The organism is Cupriavidus gilardii (genome assembly GCF_017598945.1).
In the GTDB taxonomy this organism is placed as follows: domain Bacteria; phylum Pseudomonadota; class Gammaproteobacteria; order Burkholderiales; family Burkholderiaceae; genus Cupriavidus; species Cupriavidus gilardii_E.
This window is the reverse complement of sequence record NZ_JAGFTW010000058.1, coordinates 270,134-293,233: the sequence shown is the minus strand read 5'-3', so window position 1 is coordinate 293,233 and position 23,100 is coordinate 270,134. Positions and strand designations below refer to the sequence as shown.

At 67.3% G+C, this 23,100-nt stretch carries 22 protein-coding genes; 18 read left to right on the top strand and 4 right to left on the bottom strand.

Annotated elements, in window-relative coordinates; all coding sequences use genetic code 11:
* Positions 1-54: 54 nt before the first annotated feature.
* The 15 genes from sctR (at position 55) to J5T34_RS22215 (ending at position 12,802) form a co-directional block, all read left to right on the top strand.
* Positions 55-705 carry a type III secretion system export apparatus subunit SctR gene (sctR, locus tag J5T34_RS22285; RefSeq protein ID WP_208583050.1) on the top strand — a complete coding sequence of 217 codons (651 nt, stop codon included), beginning with the start codon at positions 55-57 and terminating at the stop codon, positions 703-705.
* Complete coding sequence (gene sctS, locus J5T34_RS22280; protein WP_149316177.1) at positions 702-971, top strand: type III secretion system export apparatus subunit SctS; 270 nt, start codon at positions 702-704, stop codon at positions 969-971. Before sctR ends, sctS begins: the two co-directional genes overlap by 4 nt.
* A complete protein-coding gene (gene sctT / locus J5T34_RS22275) occupies positions 972-1,751 on the top strand; it encodes a type III secretion system export apparatus subunit SctT (protein WP_208583049.1) in 780 nt (259 codons plus the stop codon).
* Positions 1,748-3,037, top strand: a complete 1,290-nt coding sequence (locus J5T34_RS22270) for an EscU/YscU/HrcU family type III secretion system export apparatus switch protein (protein WP_208583048.1) — start codon at positions 1,748-1,750, stop codon at positions 3,035-3,037. Before sctT ends, J5T34_RS22270 begins: the two co-directional genes overlap by 4 nt.
* 43 nt (positions 3,038-3,080) lie before the next feature.
* Positions 3,081-4,490, top strand: a complete 1,410-nt coding sequence (locus J5T34_RS24195; RefSeq protein WP_432207698.1) for a transglycosylase SLT domain-containing protein — start codon at positions 3,081-3,083, stop codon at positions 4,488-4,490.
* 104 nt (positions 4,491-4,594) lie between these two features.
* Positions 4,595-5,026 (top strand): hypothetical protein, encoded by a 432-nt coding sequence (locus J5T34_RS22260; protein WP_208583047.1) that lies wholly within the window; start codon positions 4,595-4,597, stop codon positions 5,024-5,026.
* Positions 5,023-6,531 (top strand): EscC/YscC/HrcC family type III secretion system outer membrane ring protein, encoded by a 1,509-nt coding sequence (locus tag J5T34_RS22255; RefSeq protein ID WP_208583046.1) that lies wholly within the window; start codon positions 5,023-5,025, stop codon positions 6,529-6,531. The genes J5T34_RS22260 and J5T34_RS22255 overlap by 4 nt, the downstream gene beginning before the upstream one ends.
* 7 nt (positions 6,532-6,538) lie before the next feature.
* On the top strand, positions 6,539-7,762 hold the full coding sequence (gene sctD, locus J5T34_RS22250) for a type III secretion system inner membrane ring subunit SctD (RefSeq protein ID WP_208583045.1): 1,224 nt from the start codon (positions 6,539-6,541) through the stop codon (positions 7,760-7,762).
* A complete protein-coding gene (locus J5T34_RS22245; RefSeq protein WP_208583044.1) occupies positions 7,762-8,037 on the top strand; it encodes an EscE/YscE/SsaE family type III secretion system needle protein co-chaperone in 276 nt (91 codons plus the stop codon). The genes sctD and J5T34_RS22245 overlap by 1 nt, the downstream gene beginning before the upstream one ends.
* Positions 8,038-8,190: 153 nt before the next feature.
* Positions 8,191-8,643 (top strand): hypothetical protein, encoded by a 453-nt coding sequence (locus J5T34_RS22240; protein ID WP_208583043.1) that lies wholly within the window; start codon positions 8,191-8,193, stop codon positions 8,641-8,643.
* A gap of 34 nt (positions 8,644-8,677) precedes the next feature.
* Entirely contained in the window at positions 8,678-9,307 is a 630-nt protein-coding gene (locus J5T34_RS22235) for a hypothetical protein (RefSeq protein ID WP_208583042.1), read from the top strand.
* Between the two features lie 52 nt (positions 9,308-9,359).
* The gene (locus J5T34_RS22230; protein WP_208583041.1) at positions 9,360-9,926 is read left to right on the top strand and encodes a SycD/LcrH family type III secretion system chaperone; all 567 of its coding nucleotides are present in this window, start codon (positions 9,360-9,362) and stop codon (positions 9,924-9,926) included.
* A 173-nt stretch (positions 9,927-10,099) separates the two neighbouring features.
* On the top strand, positions 10,100-11,464 hold the full coding sequence (sctE, locus tag J5T34_RS22225) for a type III secretion system translocon subunit SctE (RefSeq protein WP_208583040.1): 1,365 nt from the start codon (positions 10,100-10,102) through the stop codon (positions 11,462-11,464).
* A 94-nt stretch (positions 11,465-11,558) separates the two neighbouring features.
* Complete coding sequence (locus J5T34_RS22220) at positions 11,559-12,158, top strand: hypothetical protein (protein WP_208583039.1); 600 nt, start codon at positions 11,559-11,561, stop codon at positions 12,156-12,158.
* A 119-nt stretch (positions 12,159-12,277) separates the two neighbouring features.
* On the top strand, positions 12,278-12,802 hold the full coding sequence (locus J5T34_RS22215) for a hypothetical protein (protein WP_208583038.1): 525 nt from the start codon (positions 12,278-12,280) through the stop codon (positions 12,800-12,802).
* Between the two features lie 14 nt (positions 12,803-12,816).
* Here J5T34_RS22215 and J5T34_RS22210 read toward each other — a convergent pair whose 3' ends face one another.
* Complete coding sequence (locus J5T34_RS22210; protein ID WP_208583037.1) at positions 12,817-13,551, bottom strand: response regulator; 735 nt, start codon at positions 13,549-13,551, stop codon at positions 12,817-12,819.
* A gap of 227 nt (positions 13,552-13,778) precedes the next feature.
* Here J5T34_RS22210 and J5T34_RS22205 point away from each other — a divergent pair, with 227 nt between their 5' ends.
* Both J5T34_RS22205 and J5T34_RS22200 read left to right on the top strand, forming a co-directional pair.
* The gene (locus tag J5T34_RS22205) at positions 13,779-14,417 is read left to right on the top strand and encodes a type III secretion system chaperone (RefSeq protein WP_208583036.1); all 639 of its coding nucleotides are present in this window, start codon (positions 13,779-13,781) and stop codon (positions 14,415-14,417) included.
* A gap of 183 nt (positions 14,418-14,600) precedes the next feature.
* Complete coding sequence (locus J5T34_RS22200; protein ID WP_208583035.1) at positions 14,601-16,046, top strand: DUF1254 domain-containing protein; 1,446 nt, start codon at positions 14,601-14,603, stop codon at positions 16,044-16,046.
* 115 nt (positions 16,047-16,161) lie between these two features.
* Here J5T34_RS22200 and metE read toward each other — a convergent pair whose 3' ends face one another.
* Positions 16,162-18,528 carry a 5-methyltetrahydropteroyltriglutamate--homocysteine S-methyltransferase gene (gene metE, locus J5T34_RS22195; protein WP_208583034.1) on the bottom strand — a complete coding sequence of 789 codons (2,367 nt, stop codon included), beginning with the start codon at positions 18,526-18,528 and terminating at the stop codon, positions 16,162-16,164.
* A gap of 127 nt (positions 18,529-18,655) precedes the next feature.
* On the opposite strand from metE, the gene J5T34_RS22190 reads away from it, so the two are divergent.
* Complete coding sequence (locus J5T34_RS22190) at positions 18,656-19,600, top strand: LysR family transcriptional regulator (protein WP_208583033.1); 945 nt, start codon at positions 18,656-18,658, stop codon at positions 19,598-19,600.
* A gap of 21 nt (positions 19,601-19,621) precedes the next feature.
* Here J5T34_RS22190 and J5T34_RS22185 read toward each other — a convergent pair whose 3' ends face one another.
* Both J5T34_RS22185 and J5T34_RS22180 read right to left on the bottom strand, forming a co-directional pair.
* The gene (locus J5T34_RS22185) at positions 19,622-21,982 is read right to left on the bottom strand and encodes a cytochrome P450/oxidoreductase (protein ID WP_208583032.1); all 2,361 of its coding nucleotides are present in this window, start codon (positions 21,980-21,982) and stop codon (positions 19,622-19,624) included.
* Positions 21,983-22,043: 61 nt separating this feature from the next.
* The gene (locus J5T34_RS22180; RefSeq protein ID WP_208583031.1) at positions 22,044-23,024 is read right to left on the bottom strand and encodes a Bug family tripartite tricarboxylate transporter substrate binding protein; all 981 of its coding nucleotides are present in this window, start codon (positions 23,022-23,024) and stop codon (positions 22,044-22,046) included.
* Positions 23,025-23,100: the final 76 nt, after the last annotated feature.

The window sequence follows — 23,100 nt, the reverse complement described above, 5'->3', positions numbered from 1 at the left end:
ATGCCGGCATTCGCCGGGCATGCCGAGAATGATCGCTTACTCACGGACCAGAACATGTCGCTCGCCGATCATCCTCTGCAGCTGATTCTGCTGCTGTTCGCCCTGTCGTTGCTGCCGCTGTTCATCGTGATGGGCACGGCCTTCCTGAAGATCTCGATCGTGCTGTCCACGCTGCGCAACGCGCTCGGCATCCAGCAGATTCCGCCGAACATGGCGATCTACGGGCTGTCGCTGGTGCTGACGATGTTCATCATGGCGCCGGTCGGCATGGCGATCGGCGACAACCTGAAGGCCAATCCGATCAAGATGGAGGCGCCGGATCTGTTCGGCCAGGTCGAAACCCGGGTGCTCGAGCCTTACCGCGAGTTCATCAAGGGCAAGGCCAGCCCGCAGCAGGTCCGCTTCTTCATGGACATCGGCGACAAGATGTGGCCGGAGCCCTATCGCAATCGCATTCCCGACGATTCGCTGGTGGTGCTGATCCCCGCCTTCACCGTCAGCGAGCTGGTCGAGGCCTTCAAGATCGGCCTGCTGCTCTACCTGCCGTTCGTCGCCATCGACCTGATCGTCTCCAACGTGCTGCTGGCGATGGGCATGATGATGGTGTCTCCCGTGACGATCTCGCTGCCGATCAAGCTGCTGGTGTTCGTGCTGATCGGCGGGTGGGAGAAGTTGCTCGGCCAGTTGATCCAGTCCTATCTATGAGCAACGAAATCATTGCGCAGTTGGCGTCCAACCTGCTGTGGCTGGTGCTGATCCTGTCGCTGCCGGTGGTCGTCGTTGCCTCGGTGGTCGGTGTGCTGGTCAGCCTGGTGCAGGCGCTGACACAGGTCCAGGACCAGACCATCCAGTTCCTGCTGAAGCTGATCGCGGTCTGCGTCACGCTCGTGATGACCTATCACTGGATGGGTGCCACGCTGATCGGCTACACGAACATGGCGTTCGAGCAGATTTCTGTGATGGGGAAATAGGTGGACGGCTGGCAGCATATCGTTCCGACGCTCGCACTGACGATGCTGCGCCCCCTGGGCATGCTGGTGCTGATGCCGATGTTCTCCGCACGCGCGCTCGGTGGCGGCCTGATTCGCAATGCGCTCGTGCTGGTCATGGCGCTGCCCGCGCTGCCGATGCAGCTGGCGCATGCCGCGCAGTTTGCGGAGCTGTCGCTGCCGGCGCTGAGCCTGCTGGTGATGCAGGAGTTCGTGATCGGGCTGGTGATGGGCTTCTGCGCGACCATTCCGTTCTGGGCCATCGACATGGCCAGTACCGTGATCGACACCGTGCGCGGCACCTCGATGGCATCGGTGCTGAACCCGATGCTGGAAGAACAGTCGTCGGTATTCGGCGTGCTGTTCACGCAAGTTCTGGCCGTGCTGTTTCTGGTCGCCGGCGGCTTCAACGCGATGCTGACCGCGCTCTATGCCTCGTATCAGAGCATGCCGCTGCTCGGCGGCTGGCATCTGTCGGCGAGCTTCCCGGGCTTTATCGCGCATCAGTGGCAGCTGATGATGGAGCTGTGCATCGGCTTTGCCTTGCCCGCGCTGGTGGTGATGGTGCTGATCGATGCCGCGCTCGGCCTGGTCAATCGTTCGGCGCAGCAATTGAACGTGTTCTTTGTCGCGATGCCGATCAAGAGCGCGCTGGCGCTGTTCGTGCTCGCCATCGGCATGAGCTACGCGTTGGGCGCCTTCCAGCAGCGCTTTGACGCATTCGGCGGCGTGGTCGCCAATCTGCTCGGGACCATGCGATGACCGAGAAGACCGAACAGCCGACGCCGAAGAAGATCCGCGATGCGCGCGAGGAAGGCCAGATTGCCAAGAGCGTGGAGATCGCCACCGGCATCCAGCTGGCCGTGCTGCTCGGCTACTTCTGGCTGCGGGGCGAGGACATCATCGATGCCTTCCAGAGCATCATCGAGGTGACCATCGCCAGCATCGGCGAGCCGCTGCGCGTGGCGATGGGGCGGGTAGTAACGGTCACGGGCGCGCTGATGCTGCATCTGCTCGCCCCGGTCGGCATCGTGCTGGTTCTGGCGACCGTCGGCTCGGTGATGGCGCAGATCGGGCCGCTGTTCGCGCCCAAATTCATCAAGCCCAAAGGCGAGCGGATCAGTCCGCTGACCAACGCGAAGCAGCTGTTCTCGCTGCGCTCGCTGTTCGAGTTCGGCAAGTCGCTGCTCAAGGTGTCGATTCTGAGCATCGCGTTCTATCTGCTGATCAAACGCTATCTCTATTCCTTCCAGTTCCTGCCGCTATGCGGCACCGAGTGCGGGTTGCGAGTCACCGGGGTGCTGATCGGCTGGCTGTGGGGAATTCTGGTGCTGTTCTACGTGGTGTTCGCGATCGCCGATCTGGCATTCCAGAAGCGCAGCCTGACCAAGCAGCTGATGATGAGCCGCGACGAGATCCAGAAGGAATTCAAGAACACCGAGGGCGACCCGCATATCAAGCACAAGCGCAAGGAGATCCATCGCGATATCCAGAGCGGCAGCATGGCGGCGAACGTCAAGCGCTCCACCGCGGTGGTGCGCAACCCGACCCATGTCGCGGTCTGCCTGTACTTCGTCGCCGGCGAGACGCCGCTGCCCCAGGTCATCGAGAAGGGCATCGATGCCCGCGCACGGCAGATGATCGCGATCGCCGAGGAGGCCGGTGTGCCAATGGTCGAAGAGGTTCATGTCGCGCGGCGGCTCTATGCGCGCACCGAGGTCGGCGATTACATCCCCGCCGAGCTGTTCGAGCCGGTGGCCGAGATTCTGCATCTGGTCAACGAGATGAAGCAGGCGGATGAGGACGTTGAGGACGCCGAGATGGACGCCGAGATGGACGCCGAGACGGACACCGACGAAGACTCGGCGGAGATCGAGACCGGCAGCGAAGACGGGGCCGACGACGACAACGGCAACGACGATGACAACGACATCGACAGCGACCCCGACGCCGCCGGCACTCGTCCGGCGCGCGGCGGTGGCATCGATCCACGCGGCGGATCCGGCCGCGGCCCACGATCCGATCCCCGCCGCCCGGCCGATGGCTAGGCCGGTACCAGGGACGGTTCCCCCAATTGGAGAGCGTTTCGTGATGAGGACGATAACGGCGGTCCCTGTGATCGCCCTGATCGGCGGCCTGGCGTACGGCGTCGCCCACGCCGACGATCCCGCGCAGCCGGCAGGCTGGACCGTGGCCCAGGCCCCGGCACAGCCGCAGAACGCGGCCGGCCCCGTGGGCAATGTCTGGGGCGTGCTGAGCGCGGCCGAACGGGAGGCGCGGGCAATCGTTGCGAGCGAGCAGCGCGCGGCTGCCGCAACCGATTCTGCGCCGCGACAAGGGCCCGCTGCGCCTGCCGGCGAGCCCGTTCGCCTGGAACAGCCCGCGCCAGCGCCGGAAGTCCGGCAACCGCGGGGCCTGCGCGGTGCCCGTGGCGCCGATCTCGAGCAATTGGCGCTGAGCACGCTGGCGCGGCACGCGGCCCGTGCGATGGGCCAGGACAACGCACGGGTGCTTGGCCTCGATGCCATCGCGCCGACCGTCGAGCCCGTGGCGGCGCTGGCGGAGGCGCAATCGGCGGCGCCGGTGGCACCGCGCGCCCGCACCGCCGCCTTCCAGCCCGATACGGTGGGCGAAGGCGGCACGGCGGGCGAGGGGCCGCTCGGCGCACGCGGCTCGACGCGGCCGCGGCACGCGCAGCTGGCGCTCGCGCCGCCCAACGCACGGCTGAAATCGGCCTACGACGATCTGATCGAGGAGGTGGCTCGCCAGCACGATGTGGCGCCGCATCTGGTCCGGGCGGTGATCAAGGTCGAGTCCAATTTTCAGGCGCACGCCCGCTCGCCGAAAGGCGCCGTCGGCCTGATGCAGGTGATGCCCGCCACGGGGCGCCGCTTCGGTGCGGCCGATCTGCGCGATCCGCGCAGCAACGTCAGCGCCGGTACGCAATATCTGCGCTGGCTGCTGAACCGCTTCGACCAGGACCTGACGCTGGCGCTGGCGGCGTACAACGCGGGCGAGGGCGCGGTCGAAAAGTATGGACGCCGCATTCCGCCCTTTGCGGAAACGCAGGGCTACGTCAGCAAGGTGCTGACGCATCTGGGCCTGACGCCGGGGACGGGGCCGACGGCGTCGCCGGCATCGGCGTTGTCCGGCGGCAATGGCCGCAACGGCGGCACCACCGATGCCGGACCCGCCAGCGCGATCGCGAGCCGCAACGACGATGGCAGCGGTCCAAAGACGGCGGGTCGTCCGCCCAGGTCGGGCAGCGGCGGCGCCGCGGCACGCCAGCAGGCCGATGCGACGCTGCGCACGGTGTCGAACTGGATCGGCGCGCTGTTGACGTCGAGTTCGCAGCCGACGGCGCGGGCAGCGACGAGCGAGGCCGCCGCCACGACGCCGACGATGGCGATCCACGCCACCGACGCCATGGACGCCACCGTCGACGCGGCGGCCTGGACGCGATTGCCGGCGCGTGAACCCATACGCACGGGGCCGGTTTGATGACGGTGCCGCAAAGCATGCCGCTGCCGCCGGTCCGCCCGGGCGCACGGCTTTCAGGTCATGACCGGATCACGCGGTCGCCGCCACTGCCCGAAGATCAGTCGATGAATCCACCGTCCATTCCGGGCCAGCGCGGCGCCAACGCCTGGCTGCGCAAGCTGATGGATTGCCCCTGCGTCGCGGTGATCGCCGCCAATGGGCCGACCGCGCAGATCGAGGTCGGCGGTGTGGCGGCCTGGGCGTGGTGTCTCGAGGCGGGACTGTGCATCGGGCTGCAGCTCGAGCCCGGGGGCGAACCCGCCGAGGGCTGGCTCGACGACGCGACGCTGTCGCTGGCGGCAACGCCGGCGGCGGTCGACGACGCGCTGGCCCTCGATGGTGAGACGTGGGTGCTGTGGCACCGCTACGACCACGACATCGAAGCCAGGCAACTGGAAGAGCGGCTTGCGCTGCAACTGGCGCTGGTACGCCGGCTGGCCGAAAGCGCGCAGCCGGCCGGGACCGGACCGGGTTCGGATATTGGAAGATTGATATGAACGCATTGCAGCTGGGCAAGCTGTCGCTTCTTGCCGCCACGCTGGTCTTCGCTCTGGGGGCGCAGGCGGCATCCGGCCCGCTGGGCCTGTCGGGCCCCGAGTTCTCGGTGTCTTCGCGGGGCATGAAGGTCGCCGCGCTGCTGCGCGACCTGGGCGCCAACTATGGCGTGCCGGTGATCGTCAGCCCCGATGTCAACGATACCTTCGTCGGCACGCTGCAGGGCCGTCAGCCCGAGCGCCTGCTCGACCAGCTGGCGCAACTGTACAACCTGGCCTGGTATTTCGACGGCCGCGTGCTCTATGCCTACAAGGCCGGCGAGGTCAGGACCGAGGTCCTGACCCCTTCCTATCTCGATGCCGGGGAGCTGGCGCAGTATCTGCGCGAGGCCGGCGTGTTCAAGGGCGGCACCTGCTCGGTGCGGCCGGTCAGCAATTTCAATGCGGTCGAGGTCTTCGGCGTGCCGGTCTGCGTGCAGCGGATCGGCAAGCTGGCCAAGGACCTCGACGAAAAGACGCTGAACCAGACGCAGAACAAGGAGGTCGTGCAGGTCTTCCCCCTGCGCTATGCCTCGGCGGTCGACGGGGCGTACACCTACCGCGACCAGCAGGTGGTGATTCCGGGCGTGGTCACGGAGTTACGCGAGATGGTGCGCAGCCGGGCAATCCCGGCGCCGACCGAAGGCGGGCAGGTGGTGCCGGCCGCCGGCACGCAGCCGACCTTCTCGGCCGATGCGCGCAACAACGCGGTGATCGTGCGCGACCGCAAGTCCAACATCCCGCTGTACGCCGAGCTGATCAGGCAGCTGGACCAGCGGCCGCGGCAGATCGAGATCTCGGTGGCCATCATCGACGTGGACGCCGCCGACATGCGCGAGCTCGGGCTCGATATCGGCGGCAGCGTCGGCATCGGCAAGTCGCGCATCAGCTTCAACTCCGGCAATGGCGCCGCGGCCGCCGACGGCACCTTCTCGACCGTGCTGAGCAACACCGCGGACTTCTTCGTCCGCATCAATGCGCTGGAGCAGAACTCCAAGGCCAAGGTGCTGTCGCGCCCGTCGGTGGTGACGCTGAACAACGTACAGGCGGTGCTCGATCGCAATATCACCTTCTACACCAAGCTGCAGGGCAACAAGGTCGCCGAGCTCGCCTCCGTGGCGGCCGGCTCGCTGCTGCGCGTGACCCCGCGTCTGATCGACATGCAGGGCGAGCAGGAGGTAATGCTGACGCTCGACATCCAGGACGGCCGCCAGGAGCCGCCGGCCAACAACATCGAGCAGCTGCCGCAGGTGCGCAACTCGGGCATTGCCACGCAGGCCATCCTGCGGCCGGGACAGAGCCTGCTGCTGGGCGGCTTCGTCGAGGAGAAGCAGCGGCAGGGCCAACGCAAGATTCCGCTGCTCGGCGACTTGCCGCTGGTCGGCGGCCTGTTCCGCAACGAGACCCGGGAGAACCTGAGCGTCGTGCGCCTGTTCCTGATCAAGGCCGAACCGCACGCCCTCAACTGAAGTGGTCATGAAATACCGATACCAGATCAAGATCCTCAGCGGACCGCTGGCCGGACGCCGGCTGCGCTTGCCCGAGGGCGAATTCACCATCGGCGGCGCCGACCCCGATCTCGACGCCATGCTCGAGGGCGGCGGCCGCGCGGTACTCGACTGCACCGAGCAGGGGGTGCTGCTGCGCACGGAGACGCCGGTATGGATCGAAGGCGCGCCGATCAGGCCGGTGGAGGGGCCGTTGCCGCTGGAGAAGGTCGTCGACATCGGCGGCCTTGCGCTGCTGATCGGCAAAGCCGACCGGCCGTTGCCCGATCGCAAGGTACCGCCCCGGCGCGACGGGCGGCGCGGCATGGTCTCCACGGTGCTCGCGTACGCGGGGCTGGTGCTGTTGATGTCCGGCAGCGCGGGCGCGGCGATCTGGGCCTACGGCATGCTGGAGCCGGACAGCGCGGTGGTGGACCGTGAAGAATGGCTCGCCGAATGGCGCAAGCGGGCGCGGCAGCAGGGCATCGACGTTGCCACGCAGCCGGACGGGCTGATGGTGCTCGGCGGCAGCTGCCTCGATTCGACCGCGCGCAACGCGCTGGTCGACAAGCTGCGCGAGCATGGCAAGCCGTATCGCGACCAGACCTTGTGCCAGGACGAACTGGTGCGCAACGTGCAGGCCGTGCTGAATCTGCACGGCTTCAGCGAGGCGCGGGCTCGGCCCGGTCCATCGATCGGCGCGGTGACCATCCAGGGCACCATCCAGGCCGACGCACGCTGGCGCCGTGCCGTGTCGATGCTGTCGTCGATGCAGGGGCTGCAGCGATGGTCGGTCGAGGATCCGGTCGGCACCAGCGTCAAGACATTGATCGGCATGCTGCGCGATGCGGGCCTGATCGGGCGTCTGAGCGTCGCGCGCGAGAAGGACCTGATCCTGATCACCGGCGTGCTCGACGACGGGGCACAGCGCAGCCTGTCCGCGGTCACGCACGCCTTTGCCGGCGCGCATCCCGATGCGCCGAAGGTCATCTTCCAGAACATCCCGACCCGGTCGATCCAGACCGGCATCTTCCCCGCGCCGGTGGTCAGCTTCGGCGGCAGCGGCGAACTGGCCTTTCTCGATCTGGCCAACGGCACGCGCCTGAAAGCCGGCAGCCGGCTGCCCGCAGGCCACGTGATCGTGCATCTGGACCGCAACGGCATCGACCTCGAGCGCGAGGGCGAACTGATGCATCTACCGCTGGAGTTGTGATGGACCCCACGTCGAAACCTGCCCCGAAACCTCGCCAGCAACCTGCCTTGTATGGCACCAGGCTAGAAGGCCGTCTGGCCGAGGACAGCGATGGCGTCCTGCGCAAGCAGTTGCGCGCCGAACTGGCGCGCGCACGCCGAAGCATCGACGCACAGCTGCGCGAGCCGCAGACCCCCGAAGCCTTCGCCACGCTGAACGCGCTGCGCGAGCTCTGTGGCGCCGGCACGCGCACGGTCGACAAGGTATGGCGCCGGCTCGCGGCAAAGCGTGCGTGAGCGTCGATGCGGCCCTTGGGCGCGCGACAGACAGCCGGCGAGCCCATTACCCGAACAGTAGCCAAATGCTTTAGCGCACCGGTTTTTTCAATAGATTCGTGAAGCCATGATCCGTAGAGTCGGGTGCACGGACTTCCAAAGGAGTTGAACGAAATGGAACACGGAAAAGAGGAAGACAAGGGCCAAGACCAGGAGCAGGCGCACGAACAGGTGTGGAAGGAGGCTTGGGAAATTCTGGATCGCCTCCGCGCGATGTTGCTCAAGGAGATGACCGACTGGGCATCGATCCAGCAGCGTGTCGACGATCTCTATCTGCGTGCCAGCAAGGATCCAAAGGCGGCCGAGGCTGTCGTCTCGCTGGAGGCGAGCCTGGCGGAGTGCCGTGGCGATATCGAGGACGCAGAGCGCCGCATGCACCAGCTGCAGGCCCTGATCAAGGAAATGAATCTGCGCTCTGCGCAGGACCGCCGCGAGATGCAGCGCTACAAGCAGGAGGTGTTCGGTCTGCGCGGCGGTGACGACAACGAGAAACCCGTCCCGGTGACGCCTCGTGCCGAGGACGCGGCGATCGCGCCAAAGAGAAAGCGCGTGCGCCGTTTTGCATGACGCGGCTGATATTGACGATTGAATGGAGTAGACGATGCCTTCTTATGTAGCACCAAGACCCACCCCGTGGCTGGAGACGGACGCCCCGCTCAATGACAAACTGCCGCCGACTCTGAGCCCGGTCGCGGAGCCGCCCGTGATACCCGGCCCTTTGGTCACCCGCAACTACAACCCCCTGGCAGCGACCGATGCCGCAAACTTTCAGGCCATGTTCATGGCGATCGAAAGCCAGCGCCAGGAGGTCGGTGCCCGCATGGAGGACTTCCGATACAACAACGATATGGCCCGAGCCATCGAGCAGCTGAAGAACGGGGTTCGCGTGCTGATCGACCAGATACAGGCCGAGGACCCGACCAGGAGGATCAAGCTGGGCTCGCAGCTCGCCTGGTTTATCTGGACCAACAACCTTGAGGTCAAGGGATACAAGCCCCAGGAAAAATTCGCCACGTTTCAGGAGTTCGCCGATCAGGACTATTCCCTCAACGAGCTGAACACCGTGATCAGCTCGTTGGAGATCGACAAGAGCAAATACACCGATGCGAACAGCCAGTACATGCAGCAGATGCAGCTTGCCCTTGGCCTGCTGCAGGTGTTCCAGCAACTGTTGACCGCACTGATCGACGCGACCAAGCGCGTGAAGGAACAGGTCGCCGCGAAGATCTGACGCGCCTGCGGCACCAGGACAGGAGGAGAAGACCGTGAAGTGTCTTCGGAAGTTGCCAGGCGATGCGCCGCCAGCGGAGACCGCTGCGCCAATTCCCGCGGTCGTCGATCCCGCCGACGGGGCGTGCGGCAGCGTCGAGCAGTACTTCGCCGAAGGCGGGACATTGCGTCGCCTGTTCAGGCTCGACGCGGTCGCACTCGAGACGTTGTATGCATACGCCTGCCAGCGATACGAAGCCGGCGATCACGAGGGTGCCCGGCAGGTGTTCTTCTCGCTGGCGGCAATCGACCCGCATGCCTATGACTATTGGCTCTCGCTTGGGCTCTGCCTGCAGAAGCTGCGCCGGCACGACGAGGCGATCTACTGCTTCGTGCGCTGCGCGGGATTGCGAATGTGGGAGCCGCAGCCGCCGTATCTGGCCGGATTGAGCCTGCAGCTATGCGGCGACTACGGCAAGGCAGCCGAGGCCTACGAAGCTGCCATCAAGTGGTGCGGACAACAGACGGAACATCAGCAATTGCGTGGGCTCGCCGAGCAGTCGTTGCGATCGCTGCTGGCGTTGAAATCCGCCAGGCCGATGCAGGGCGAAGCTCTGCCAAACGAAGGAGGAGTGAAATGAACGGTGGAATGAACAGTGCGAATGCACTGCAGCAGGCCGGCTTCATGCCGGGCCGGGATTGGGGCGACGTTCGCCCCGAAGCGATCGAAGCGCGCAAGCGGACTCAGGCGAGCGGTGCCGCGCAGCCGTGCATCAGCGTGCCGGCGGCAGAGACATTCGAGGCGCCGGACGATGTGTCGTCGCTGCTCAAGCCGCCGCCGTCCGCGATGGAAGCGGTGGACGCGCGTGCGGCGGGCGAGGCCTGGGACAGCGTGATCGGCATCCTGTCCGGGGCCGTGCGTACGGCCGCCGCGGCAGTCAAAGGCGATGACAAGGGTACGGAACTGGCGTTGAACGACCTTGGCAAGGCGACGGACTCGCTGCAGGCGTTCTATCACCGGGCGCTGAATCCGGAGTCGGTACTGCTGCAGCTGCAACTCGAGTCCAATCGGTTTTCGGCCGACATGACCCGCGCCAATCTCGAAAACACCAGGGATCTGCGCAAGCAGGAGGTGGCGGCCATCCAGGAGAAGGAGCGCAACGCGAAGGAAGCCGCCGAGAAGCAGCGGCAGCTCGAGCGCAAGGCAGGCAAGGGCCAGATTGCGGCGTTGGCGTTGGGTTGGGCGACCTCGCTCGCGCAGGTGGTCACCGGCGCGCTGAAGCTCGCCACCGGACAGCCGACCGGGATCCTCGACCTGAGCGCCGGATTGGTTGGCGTGGCCAAATGCACGCTGCAGAGCGTGCAGATGGCGCACCCGGAGCTCGCCGGAAAGCTCGGCTCCCATATCAAGGAACTGGCGAAGTGGGAGATGGGCCTTGGGATGGCGGCCGGTGTCGTCAGCCTGGTTTCGGTGGCCAGAATGGCAAAGGTGGCCAACGCCGTTCTCGGCAAGGCGGCCGGCACCGTTCTGCAAACGGGTGCGGAGTCGGGAACGAGCTCGGTGGGCGTGACGCTGGTGCGCGCGATGGACCAGGGAGGCGACGCCGCCTCGCAACTGGCCAGGAACATCGCGAAAACGCTGGTGGACGACGTCGGCGCGCAGCTGCGCAACGCGTTGCAGGTCTTTCCCGGCAGACAATGTGTGGTGGACGCCGTCACCAAGGCGTTCTCGAATCAGGCGCTGGAGACGATGGTGGAACAAGCGCTGTTGCAGGCGGCGAAGCAGATGCGCGGCATGACGACCGAGGCCTTGACGTCCGGCTTCATCCAGCAGGTGCAGAAGCAATTGCTGCGATCGGTCGTGCGCGCGGCGGTCAAGGTGGCGGCCACGCTGGACGCACCGCTGATCGCGGCCAAGGTGGTTGCGCCAGCCACGCAGCAGATTGTCCATAACGCACTGCGCATCGACGCGGCAGACAGGAAGGAAGAGATCGATCGAATGATGATCCGCGCCATGATGCTGCAATTCGTGATCGATCTGATCGGGCGGCAGGTCAAGGAGAACAAGAACGCGCTGGAACGCGTGACGCGCGACCAGGTCGACACGACCCAGAGAATCTCCACGGCGCTTTCCGAGACGCGCGATGTCGCGCTCGAAGCGGTCGGCGCCGGAGTCTGACGCAGACCGCAGCTTTATCAAAACCGTCCGAGGGGATGCTGGATTCACAGGACTTCGGACCATGTGTAGCAATGAATCGATAGGAGTAACGACAATGAATGTCACCCCAGCCAATATCGCGCTGCCCCACGCACCAGATCGCTCCGATGCCGCCTACAGGCTGATGTCGGCGCGCGCAGTGATCCTCGAAATGATGCGTTCCATGAAGCAGCTCTACGATACCTATGTGATAAGCCAGTCCCGGCTGGAGCAGACGGCCACGGTGCTGCAGCAGAATTCGTTCAAACAGGCCATCCAGGCAAAGGACCTGCGCCGCGAAGCGGAATATATCGCGGGTGCCCTCGGCATCGTCGGCGGCGCTGTCGGTCTGGCTGTCGGTATTGGGGGTGGGGTTATAGGGCGGCGCAACGATCTGGGCTTCGCCATGGGACTGGACGCGGGATCGCACTTGGGGTCGCCGGCCAACTCCCTGGCTACCAACGCGGGGCAGATGGGCGCCGCATTCAGGCGCGGCCAGGCGGAGGAGCATCAGATCCACTCGGATCTGTCGCGCAGCGTCTCGGAATCCACGGAGCGGGACGCGTCGAAGGCACAGGATAACGCCGCCCAGCACCGCCAGCAGTATCTGCAGGACGCCAGCCAGTTGGCCCAGGAATCGGTTGCGGTCGTGAAGGCCAGCGTCGCGCCGCGTTGACCGAAGCCACGGCGTGTCGTTCCCCTCGCGCCGTGGTCTTTGGCATGGATCGTTCCAGCGTTCCTCCTTTCCCACTCCCTTGCAAACCGTGCCGCCCGGCCCCGGGCGGCGTCTCGATCATGACGAACTCCTTGCCCGATATGGACTGCCGCGGTCCGGAAGACGCCTGCGCCGGAGCGCGGCGCATCGCGCCCTTGCACGATGCGGACGCGGACCCGGTTACGCGTTTCCTGCAGGCGAAAGGCTTGAGTACGGAGACGGCCTATCTCGGCGAGTCGGCGTTCGAGTTGGGCAGGCGCGTGCGCGTCGGCGCGCTCGATCTGATCTATCGCGTCGAGCAGGGCGTGATGTTGATTTGCGACATGGCGGCCATCGACGTGCCGGCAGACGATGCCGGCGCCATGCGGGCGCTGGTGTCGCTGATCCACGCGGTCGAGCGATCGGTGCCCGAGGTGTCGGCCGTCGAGGGACTGGTGCCGCTGGGAGCAGAGGATGGCAGCGACGAAGCCCGCCTGGGCCGCCGTCTGCTCGAGGTCTATCGCAAGCTGGGCGCCCAGTGCGACCCGGAGCATGTGCCCGGCATGGTCCATGTCAGGTACAGGATGCGGGGCGGCGCGCAGCAGGCGCGGCGGGCGCCTGCGTGATGTCGGCCGCGAGATCAGACGTCGATCAGTCCAAGCCGCCGCGCCCATTTGGACAGATCGGCGACATTGTGGGCGTCGAGCTTGCGCATCAGATTCATCCGGTGCGTCTCGACGGTCTTCAGGCTGATCGACAGCCGCTCGGCGACACGCCGGTTGGTATGTCCCTCGGCGACGAGCTTCAGTATCTGCCGCTCGCGCGGCGTCAGCCCGGCGGCGGCCACATGGCTGCCGTCGTCCCCCTCGGTACGGCGCATCGCATCGACCTGTTCCAGGTCGATGTCGGGATCGAGGTAGGCCATGTCCTGCCGCACCGCGTGCAGCGCTGCCATCAGCTTTTCCAGATTGCTGCGCTTGAGGACGTAGGCATGAGCGCCGGCGCGCAGCGCGGCGGCGGCGCGGTTCTCCGAATGCAGGCCGGCGAGGACCACGACGCGGATGCCGGGCCATCTGCGACGAATCGTCGCAATGGCATCGACACCGTCGAGCGAACGCAGCTGCAGATCCATCAGCACAAGGTCGGGATGGAACTGCAGGCAGGCATGGACGGCCCCATGTCCGTCCGACGCTTCGCCCACGATGTCGACGGTCGGATCGGCCTTGGTCAGCAGCGATTTCAGCCCTTCGCGCATCACGGCGTGATCGTCGACCAGCACCACACGGGTGGCAGGCAGATGGGCGGTGATGGGACGGCGTGCCGATTGCACCAGGCGAGGCAATACGGCAAGGCTGTTGGACGTCTGGATAGTCATGTGTTGCTCCGAAGACTATGCCGGAATCCGAGTCGCGTTCGATGCCAGGTATTGGCCCGATAGGTCTCGGTTCAGGATGGCGCCAGTCTAGGTAGCGACAATGAGCAATAAATGATGGAACGATGAGATGGAAATGAGGGCCGCCGATCGGCAGCATCGACCCGCGGCATCGATGTCGATCGATGCACGGAACCGATGTGTGAACGCGAATGCGACTGGAGCACGAAATGAACAGACTGGATGGATTTGACCGCCTGCTGGCGGAGTTCGGCGAATCGATCGGGATTCCCGAGATGGCATTCGACGAGGACGGCTTGTGCCATATCCGCGTCGACGAGGAGTACCCGATCACCTTCCGCCGCGATGATGACAACCACAATCTGGTGCTGGTGGGATTGATCGCCGAGGAGCTGCCGGAGCGGCTCGAACGCGAACTGGTCAAGGAGATGCTGGCCACCGGGGTGGAACCGCTGCGCGACCATGGCGCCGCACTGGGCCTGGAACCGCAGTCGGGCACGCTGATCCTGCATCAGACCATGCCGCTAGCCAAGATCGACCGCACGGCACTGGAGACGCTGCTCGGCAACTTTATCCTGATGCAGAAGGACTGGTCGGCGCGGGTGGCCGGCGCGGGCTCGGGGGCAGCGGAGATCGACCAGGCCGGGGCCAGGGCAGGGCACGAATTGCCCGCCGGTCCGTTGGCCGGCAGGCCGGCCGGGCTTGGCGGCACGGGCCCTGCCGGTGCGAAACCTGGCTCTCCCGGCGCGGCGGGTTCGTCCGGTGCGTCCGGGGCGCCCGGTGCAAAGGCGCCGGCCAAGCCGGCCGCGCCGGAGCCGCGCTACCACCCCCATCTGCATCACCGCTGACCGTTGACGGGCGACCGACGCGAAGGTCGGTCGCGCGGTGCGAAGATCGACCAGCAGCCGCGCGCCGGCGCCACAGTGTCGATTGACAATCCTGGCCCAGGCTATCCATCATTCTGGTCGGAAAAGAAGGCGCCCCGGATCGGCATTCGCCGCCGAGGGCAGCCGCACAAGAAGGAACGGGAAATGATGCAGTGGATACGCCTAGTGGCGGGCGCGGCGGGAGTCGCCGCGCTGTTGGCCGGGTGCGCGACGGTGGCGCCCGACGAGTCGCCGATGCGGGCGGCAGTACAACCGACGCGGGACGATGCCCGCGCTCTGGCCGTCGAAGTCTATACCTACGCCTATCCCCTCGTGCTGACCGATGTCACGCGCGAGGTGATGGCGGCGCGGGCCTCGGCCGGCGCGGCGGGGCAGACGGCCGCCAATACCTTTGTCCACCAGCGCGGCGCGCCCCGCCCCGGCGCATCTGACATGCCGAGCCCGGACGCCGATACGCTGACCTCGGTCGCCTGGCTCGATCTGTCCCGCGGGCCGGTCGTGCTGAGCGTGCCGGACACACAGGGCCGCTACTACACGTTGCAGTTGATGGACGGCTGGTCCAACGTCTTCTCGGCGCTGGGCAAGCGAACCACCGGCACGCAGCGCGGCAACTATGCGATCGTCGGGCCGGACTGGACCGGCGCCTTGCCGGCCGGAGTGCGGGAGATCCGCTCCCCGACCGCGATGGCGTGGGCGGCGGTCCATATCCAGGTCGATGGCAAGCGGGATCTGCCGGCCGTGCACCGGCTGCAGAACGGCTACCGGCTGACGCCACTGGCCGCCTGGCCGAATGGGCGGCGCGCCCTGCCGGCGGTGCCGACGATTCCGCCGGCGGCGGTCGACCTGGAGACGCCTCCGGTCGAGCAGGTCGCCGCGATGGACGCGCAGGCCTTCTTCCACCGCTTTGCCGCGCTGTTGCCGGCCAACCCGCCGAGCGCGGCGGACGAGGGCATGATGCAGAAGGTGCGGGCGCTGGGCATCGAGCCGGGCGCCCCGTATTCGACCACCGTGCTGGAACCCGAAACGGCGCGCGCGCTGCAGGACGGCGCGACGCGCGCGTTGGCCCGCATCGTCACGCTGGCGCGGGGCGGCGAGGGCGCGGCGTCGGGTGCCTGGCTGTCGCGCAAGGACGCGGGCCGCTATGGCACCGACTATGACCGCCGCGCGGCCACGGCATGGCTGGCGCTGGGGTCGAGCCTCGGCGAGGACACCCTGGTGTTCCGCGCCAATGCCGACGCCAGCGGCCAGCCGCTGCAGGGCGGACATCGCTACGTGATCCGCTTCGACAAGAGCGCGCTGCCGCCGGCCAGGGCCTTCTGGTCGCTATCGCTGTACGACCAGGCGCAGGATGTCGTGGCCAACCCCTTGAACCGCTACGCGATCGGCAGCCGCGATGGCTTGCGGCGCAACCGCGACGGCTCGATCGAGATCGTGGTGCAGCAAGCGCGGCCGCCGCGGGCACAGGCGGCGAACTGGCTGCCCGCGCCCGATGGACCGTTCAATCTGATGCTGCGGCTCTACTGGCCGCAGCCGACGGCGCTGGACGGTGGCTGGAGCCCGCCATCGGTGCGGCGGATCGGCGCAAACTGAGCGCCGGCTGGGCTTCCGCTGGGCGCCCCGCTACGCGGCGGCAAGGCGCGCAAAAAGGGGCGGCCATGCGCCGCCCCCTTTTATTGCCCCGTCCGAAGGGGGCCGACACTGCCGGTCAATGCGTCGCGCAACCGCACTGGCCCGCCGCATGGGCCGGACGCTCCAGCCCCACCGGCGCCACCGGCTGCCGCCGCACCCCGGCCACGCCTTCGGCCGCCAGCCGTTCGCGCAACTGCCGGGCCGCCGCGACCATATGGCGCAGCGCGGCCTCGGTCTCGGCCCAGCCGCGCGTCTTCAACCCGCAATCGGGATTGACCCACAGCCGTTCCGGCGGAATCACCTGGCAGGCGCGCGTCAGCAGCTGGCTGATCGCCTCGACGCTGGGCACGCGCGGCGAATGGATGTCGTAGACGCCGGGCCCGATCTCGTTCGGATAGTCGAACGCGGCAAAGCCGTCGAGCAGTTCCATCGCCGAGCGCGAGGTCTCGATCGTAATCACGTCGGCGTCCAGCGCCGCGATCGCCGGCAGGATGTCGTTGAACTCCGCGTAGCACATATGGGTGTGGATCTGCGTATCGTCGCGGACCACGGCCGCGGCGATGCGGAAGGCGCGCACCGCCCATTGCAGATAGCCGTCCCAATCGGCGCGCCGCAGCGGTAGCCCCTCGCGCAGCGCCGGCTCGTCGATCTGGATCACGCGGATGCCGGCCTGTTCCAGATCGGCGACTTCGTCGCGGATCGCCAGCGCCAGCTGCAGCGCGGTATCGGCGCGCGGCTGATCGTCGCGCACGAACGACCATTGCAGCATCGTGATCGGGCCGGTCAGCATGCCCTTCATCGGCCGGTCGGTCAGCGACTGCGCATAGCGGGCGGTATCGACGGTGATCGGCTCGGGCCGGTAGACGTCGCCATAGATCAGCGGCGGCTTGACGCAGCGCGAGCCATAGCTTTGCACCCAGCCGAATTCGGTAAAGGCATAGCCGCACAGCTGTTCGCCGAAGTACTCGACCATGTCGTTGCGCTCGGCCTCGCCGTGCACCAGCACGTCGAGCCCCAATGCTTCCTGCCGACGCACGGCGTCCTCGATCTCGGCGCGGATGCGCTGCAGGTAGGCCAGCGCGCCCAGTTCGCCGCGCTTGAAGGCGGCCCGCGTCTGGCGGATCTCGGGGGTCTGCGGGAACGAGCCGATGGTGGTGGTCGGCAGCGGCGGCAGCTGCAGCGCGGCGCGTTGATCGGCGATGCGCTGCGCGAAGGGACTGCGGCGGTTTGCCATCTCGGGCGTCACGGCCGCGACGCGCTGGCGCACCTGGGCATTGACGACGCGCCGGGACGCGCGGCGGCCCGCCTGGGCCGCATCGGAGGCGGCCAGTGCGTCGGCCACCGCGGCCTCGCCGTCGTTCAATGCGGTCGCCAGCACCTTCAGCTCGTCCAGCTTTTCGGTCGCAAACGCAAGCCAGCCGCGGATTTCCGGATCGAGGCGGGATTCGGGCGCGAGCGACACCGGCACATGCAGCAGCGAGCAGGACGGCGCCAGCCACAGGCGGTCGCCCAGTTCCGCGTCCAGCGGCGCCAGCCGAGCGAGGATCGCGCGCAAGTCGGCGCGCCAGATATTGCGGCCGTCGATCACACCGGCCGACAGCACCGCGTCGGCCGGCAGCACCTCGCGCCAGGCCTGCCACTGCTGCGGCGCGCGCACCAGGTCCAGATGGAAACCGTGCACCGGCAGCGCGGCGGCGCGGGCGGCATGCTCGGCCGACGAATCGAAATAGGTTGCCAGCAGCAGCTTGACGCCGCAGTCGGCCAGCGCGGCATAGGCGGTGTCATAGCCGTCGAGCCAGGCGTCGTCGAGTTCGAGGCACAGTGCCGGTTCGTCGAGCTGGACCCATTCGATGCCGCGCGCCTGCAGCCGCTGCAGGATGTCGCGATAGGCGGCAGCCAGGCGCGGCAGCAGCGTCAGCCGATCGAAGCCGGCGACATGGGTCTTGGACAGCCACAGCCAGGTGACCGGCCCGACCAGCACGGGCTTGACGCGATGACCCAGCGCCAACGCCTCGTCGATTTCGTCGAACAGCCAGTCGACGCCGCCGTCGAAGCGCGTGTCCGGGCCCAGCTCCGGCACCAGGTAGTGGTAGTTGGTATCGAACCACTTGGTCATTTCCATTGCCGGCTGCGCCGCGTTGCCGCGCGCCAGCTCGAAATACTGTGCCAGCGTCAGCGCGCGCGGATCGAAGCCGAAGCGCGCCGGCAGCGCGCCGAGCAGAGCGCTGGTGCCCAGCATCTGGTCGTAGTAGGCGAAGTCGCCGGCGGCGACCAGATCCAGGCCGGCATCGGCCTGCAGACGCCAGTGCGCCGCGCGCAGGCCCGCCGCGCATTCGCGCAGCGCCGCCTCGCTCGACTCGCCGCGCCAGAACGCCTCTTGCGCGAATTTCAGTTCGCGTTTCGCGCCGATGCGCGGGAACCCCGGAATATGCGTGCGTGCCATCTCTCGCTCCAAAACAAGTTGGCGCACAGTGTCCGGCCGCGGGTAGAATGAATCAAGTGATATGTTTTAAACAAAATATGAATGCATTTCATATCAAGCGCCCACCAGGCCGGGCGGGGGCGCAACCATGATCGAGGTCCGCCATTTCCGCTCGCTGGTCGCGATCGCCGAATCGGGCAAGCTGGCGGCCGCGGCCGAGCGCGTCCATGTCAGCCAGTCCGCGCTGTCCCATCAGATCAAGGCGATCGAATCGCATTACGGCCTGTCGCTGTTCGACCGCACCCGTGGCGGGCTGCGCTTTACGCCGGCCGGCGAGCGGCTGCTGGCGCTCGCGCGCGAGGTGCTGGCGTCGATCAGCGCGGCCGAGCGCGATCTGGAGCGGCTCAAGGGCGATACGCGCGGGGAGCTGCGCATCGTGCTGGAGTGCCACACCTGCTTCGACTGGCTGATGCCGGTGATGGACGAATTCCGCACGCGCTGGCCCGAGGTCGAGGTCGACCTGGTGGCGGGCTTTCACGCGGACCCGCTGGCGCTGCTGGCCGAGGGCCGGGCCGACATGGTGATCGGCTCGTTGCCGCCGACGCGGCGGGGGCTGGCCGTGGTGCCGTTGTTCCGCTTCGAGATCCTGGCGGTGATCGCCAACGAGCACCGGCTGCGCAACCGGCGGCGGATCGAGGCCGCCGACCTCGAAGGCGAGACGCTGATCACCTATCCGGTGCCGGAGCCGCGCATCGATCTGATCCGCGAGGTGCTGGAGCCCGCCGGCATCCGGCTGCAGCGGCGCACCGCCGAGCTGACCGTGGCGATCCTGCAGCTGGTCGCCAGCCGGCGCGGCATTGCGGCGCTGCCGAACTGGGGCGTCAAGAACTACGTCGACCACGACTATGTGCTGGCCAAACGCATCGGTAGCGGCGGGCTGTGGAGCGAGCTCTATGCCGCGATGCCGGCGGCACTGGCGGAGCGGCCCTTTGCCCGAGACTTCGTCGCGATCGTCCGCGAGACCTGCGCGCGCGATCTCGATGGCATCGAGTTGTTGCCGGACGACGCCGGGAAGGGCGGGAAGGGCGGCTGAGCGGCCGCCGATTTCACTCGCTTACAGTTCGAGCACGATCCGCCCGCATTTCGCCCGCGAACAGCAGCTCATCATCTTGCCGTTCGCTTCCCGCTCGGCGCGCGTCAGCACCACATCGCGATGGTCGATCTCGCCCGCCAGCACGCGCACTTCGCAGGAGCCGCACAGCCCTTCCTCGCAATCGCTCTGCACGTCGATATTGGCGGCGCGCAGCGCGGCGAGCAGCGTCTGATCGGCCCGCACCGTGACGACGATGCCCGAGTCCTTCAGCTCCGCCTCGAAGGCCTGCTCCTTGCTGGGGTCGAGCGCGCCCAGCGTCGACGTGAAATGCTCGACCCGCAGCGCGTCCTCGGGCCAGCTCGCGCAGCTGGCCGCCAGCGCGTCGAGCATTCGCGCCGGGCCGCAGGCATAGATCTGCGTGTCGGGATCGGGCTGGCCGAGCACCGCATCGAGGTCGGCGCGCGCGCCTTCGTCCCGGGCGTAGACATGCAGCCGCTCGCCATGCAGCGCGGCCAGTTCGTCGAGCAGCGCCATCGACGCGCGGCCGCGGCCGCAGTAGTGCAGCTGGTAGTCGATGCCCAGTTCCCTGGCGCGCCGCGCCATCGCGCTGATCGGCGTGATGCCGATGCCGCCGGCGATCAGGATCAGCCGGCGCGCGCCTTCGTCGAGCCGGAAGTGATTGCGCGGACCGCGGATCCGCAGCCGATCACCGGCCTTCAACTGTTGGTGGATCCATGCGGAACCGCCACGGCTGTCGGCCTCGCGCAGCACCGCAATCTCGAAGGCATGGGTATCGGACGGATCGCCGCACAGCGAATACTGGCGCGACACGCCGGTATCGCCGCATTCGACATCGATATGCGACCCCGGCGACCAGCGCGGCAGCGGCTTGCCGTCGGGCGACACCAGCCGCAGCCGCACGATGTCCTCGGCCGCGCGCGTCACGCTCTCGACCACCACGGTGCGGTTGATCGCATGGCTGGACGGCTCGCCGATCCGCACCGGTGTCCGGACCTGCAGCAGCGCGGGGTTGCGCCGCTCCGGATTCTGGCTCGGGTCCCACTCGACCCACAGATGCTCGGGGCCGCGGAACGAGGTGTTCGGCACGTAGGTGAATGTCTGCTCGCACAGCTTCATATGCGGCAGCCGGCGCGTGAATTCCTCGAGGAAGATCTGCATCTCCAACCGCGCCAGGTTCTTGCCCATGCACTGATGCGCGCCGTAGCCGAAGGTCAGCTGGTCGCTGGCATTGGCGCGGCGGATGTCGAACAGGTCGGCGTCGGCGAAATGGCGCTCGTCGTGATTGGCCGACGACGTCACGATCAGCAGCTTCGCGCCGGCCGGAATGTCGACGCCGCCGATTTGCACGTCGCGCGTGGCCAGGCGCCGCCATGCCGCGACCGACCCGTTGTGCCGCAGGCATTCCTCGACCGCGTTGGGGATCAGGTTCGGGTCCTCGCACAGCTCGCGCCAGGCGTCGGGATGCTGCAGCAGCAGCTTGATCGCGTTGGCGCTGGCGTTCGCCGTGGTTTCATGCGCGGCGACGATGCCGGCCATCATCATCGAATGCAGATAGGAGTCGGTGACGACGTCCGGATATTCCTTCTGCTTGCGGATGCCGTACTGCATCCAGCCCGGGCCCGACGGGTCCTGCCGCATCTTGTCGAGAATGCGCCCGGCCAGTTGCCAGAAGTTGCCGACCGCGTGCGCCACCTCGACCTGTTCCTCCGGTTTGGGCCGGCCCCAGGTGTTGACGGTATGGGCGATCGAATACTTGCGCAGCAGGTCCATGTCCTCCTCGGGCACGCCGAGGAAATGCAGCGCGACGGTCAGCGGCACCTCCCACAGGATCTGGTCGACCAGATCGGCCTTGCCGTCGTCGATGAAGCGGTCGACGTATTCGCGCGTCAGCCGGCGGACCATCGGCTCGTGGTGCTGCAGCTGCTCGGGCGTGAACGGCTCCATCAGCACGCGGCGGCGCGGCATGTGCGCAGGCTCGTCCTCGTTGACCAGCGTGCGGTTCATCGCGTAGCCGTAGGACGCCAGCACCGCGTTGGCCTCGTCGCCGGTCGGCGTGATTTTTTCGAGGGCAATCGACGGGCTGAAGGTCAGGTTGTCGCGGAAGATCGCCTTGATGTCGTCGTAGCGCGTCACCACCCAGTAGCCGAGCCTGGGGCTGTAGAACACCGGCTCCTGCTCGCGCGCCCAGCGCACGTAGTCGGGCGGATCCTGCTGGTAGCCGTCTTCGAACGGATCGAATTGCGCGGCGCGCGCGCTGACGGGGCAGCCGGTGGGCGACAACAGCGCCGTTTCCGGCGGTGTGCCGGACACGGCGTGAAACGGGCATCCCTGCGCACGGGCAGGTTCGGTGCGTTCGCTCATGATCGGTCCTCTACAACGTTGGCGCCGCGGGCGGGTTCCGCCAGGGTCCCGCCCGCCGGGCTCATTCGAGCGTGATATTCAGGTCGCGGATCAGCTTGTGCCACAGGGCGGTCTCGCTGCGCAGCAGCGCGGCGAATTGCTCCGGCGTGCTGCCGACCGGCTCGACGCCGAAGTCGACCAGCTTGCGGTTGACCTCGGGCTGCCTGATCGCCGCGGCAACGCTGGTCTGCAGTTTGGCGATCACGTCGGGCGGCGTGCCGGCCGGCGCGACCATGCCGACCAGCGCGGCGGCCTCGACGCCCTGCAGGCCGATCTCGGCGAAGGTCGGCACATTGGGCAGCTGCGGCAGCCGGGTGGCGTTGGCCACCGCCAGCGGACGCAGCTTGCCGGCCTTCAGGAAGGCGGCGCCGGCGGCCAGGTCGGTCATCATCGCGGGCACCTGGCCGCCGACCACGTCGAGCAGCGCCGGCGCGGCGCCGCGATAGCCGATATGCACCATGCGGACCCCGGCGCGTTCCTTCAGCAATTCCATCGCCAGATGGTGCGGGCTGCCGGCGCCGGCCGAGGCATAGCTGATCTTGCCGGGCGCCGCCTTGGCCTTGGCGAGAAAGTCGCGCGCGTCCTTGTATTCGGCGTTGGCGCCCACCACCAGGATCATCGGGAATTTGCCCAGCAGCGAAACCGGCGCCAGATCGCGCGTCGGGTTGTAGCTCAGCGACTTGTACAGGGCCGGATTGAATACGAGCGTGCCGTTGTCGGCGGACATCACCGTATAGCCGTCGTGCGGCGAGCGCGCCGTCTCGGCCGCGGCGATCGCGGTGTTGGCGCCGGGTTTGTTCTCGACCACGATGGGCTGGCCGATATTGGTGGACAACTGTTGCCCGATGGTGCGAGCCAGAAAATCCGAGCCGCCGCCGGCGGCATAGGGGACGATCCAGCGGATCGGCTTGCTGGGGAAGCTTTGCGCGGCGGCTTGCGGCGCCAACGCCAGGGCGGTCAGCATCGTGCCGGCGAGCGCCAGCATCGACGAGATCTTTCTCATTGTTTGTCTCCTCTGCGGGGATGGGCGGCGCGCCGCCGAATCGTGTCGGGACGGTGATCCGTCTCTTGTGGCCGCG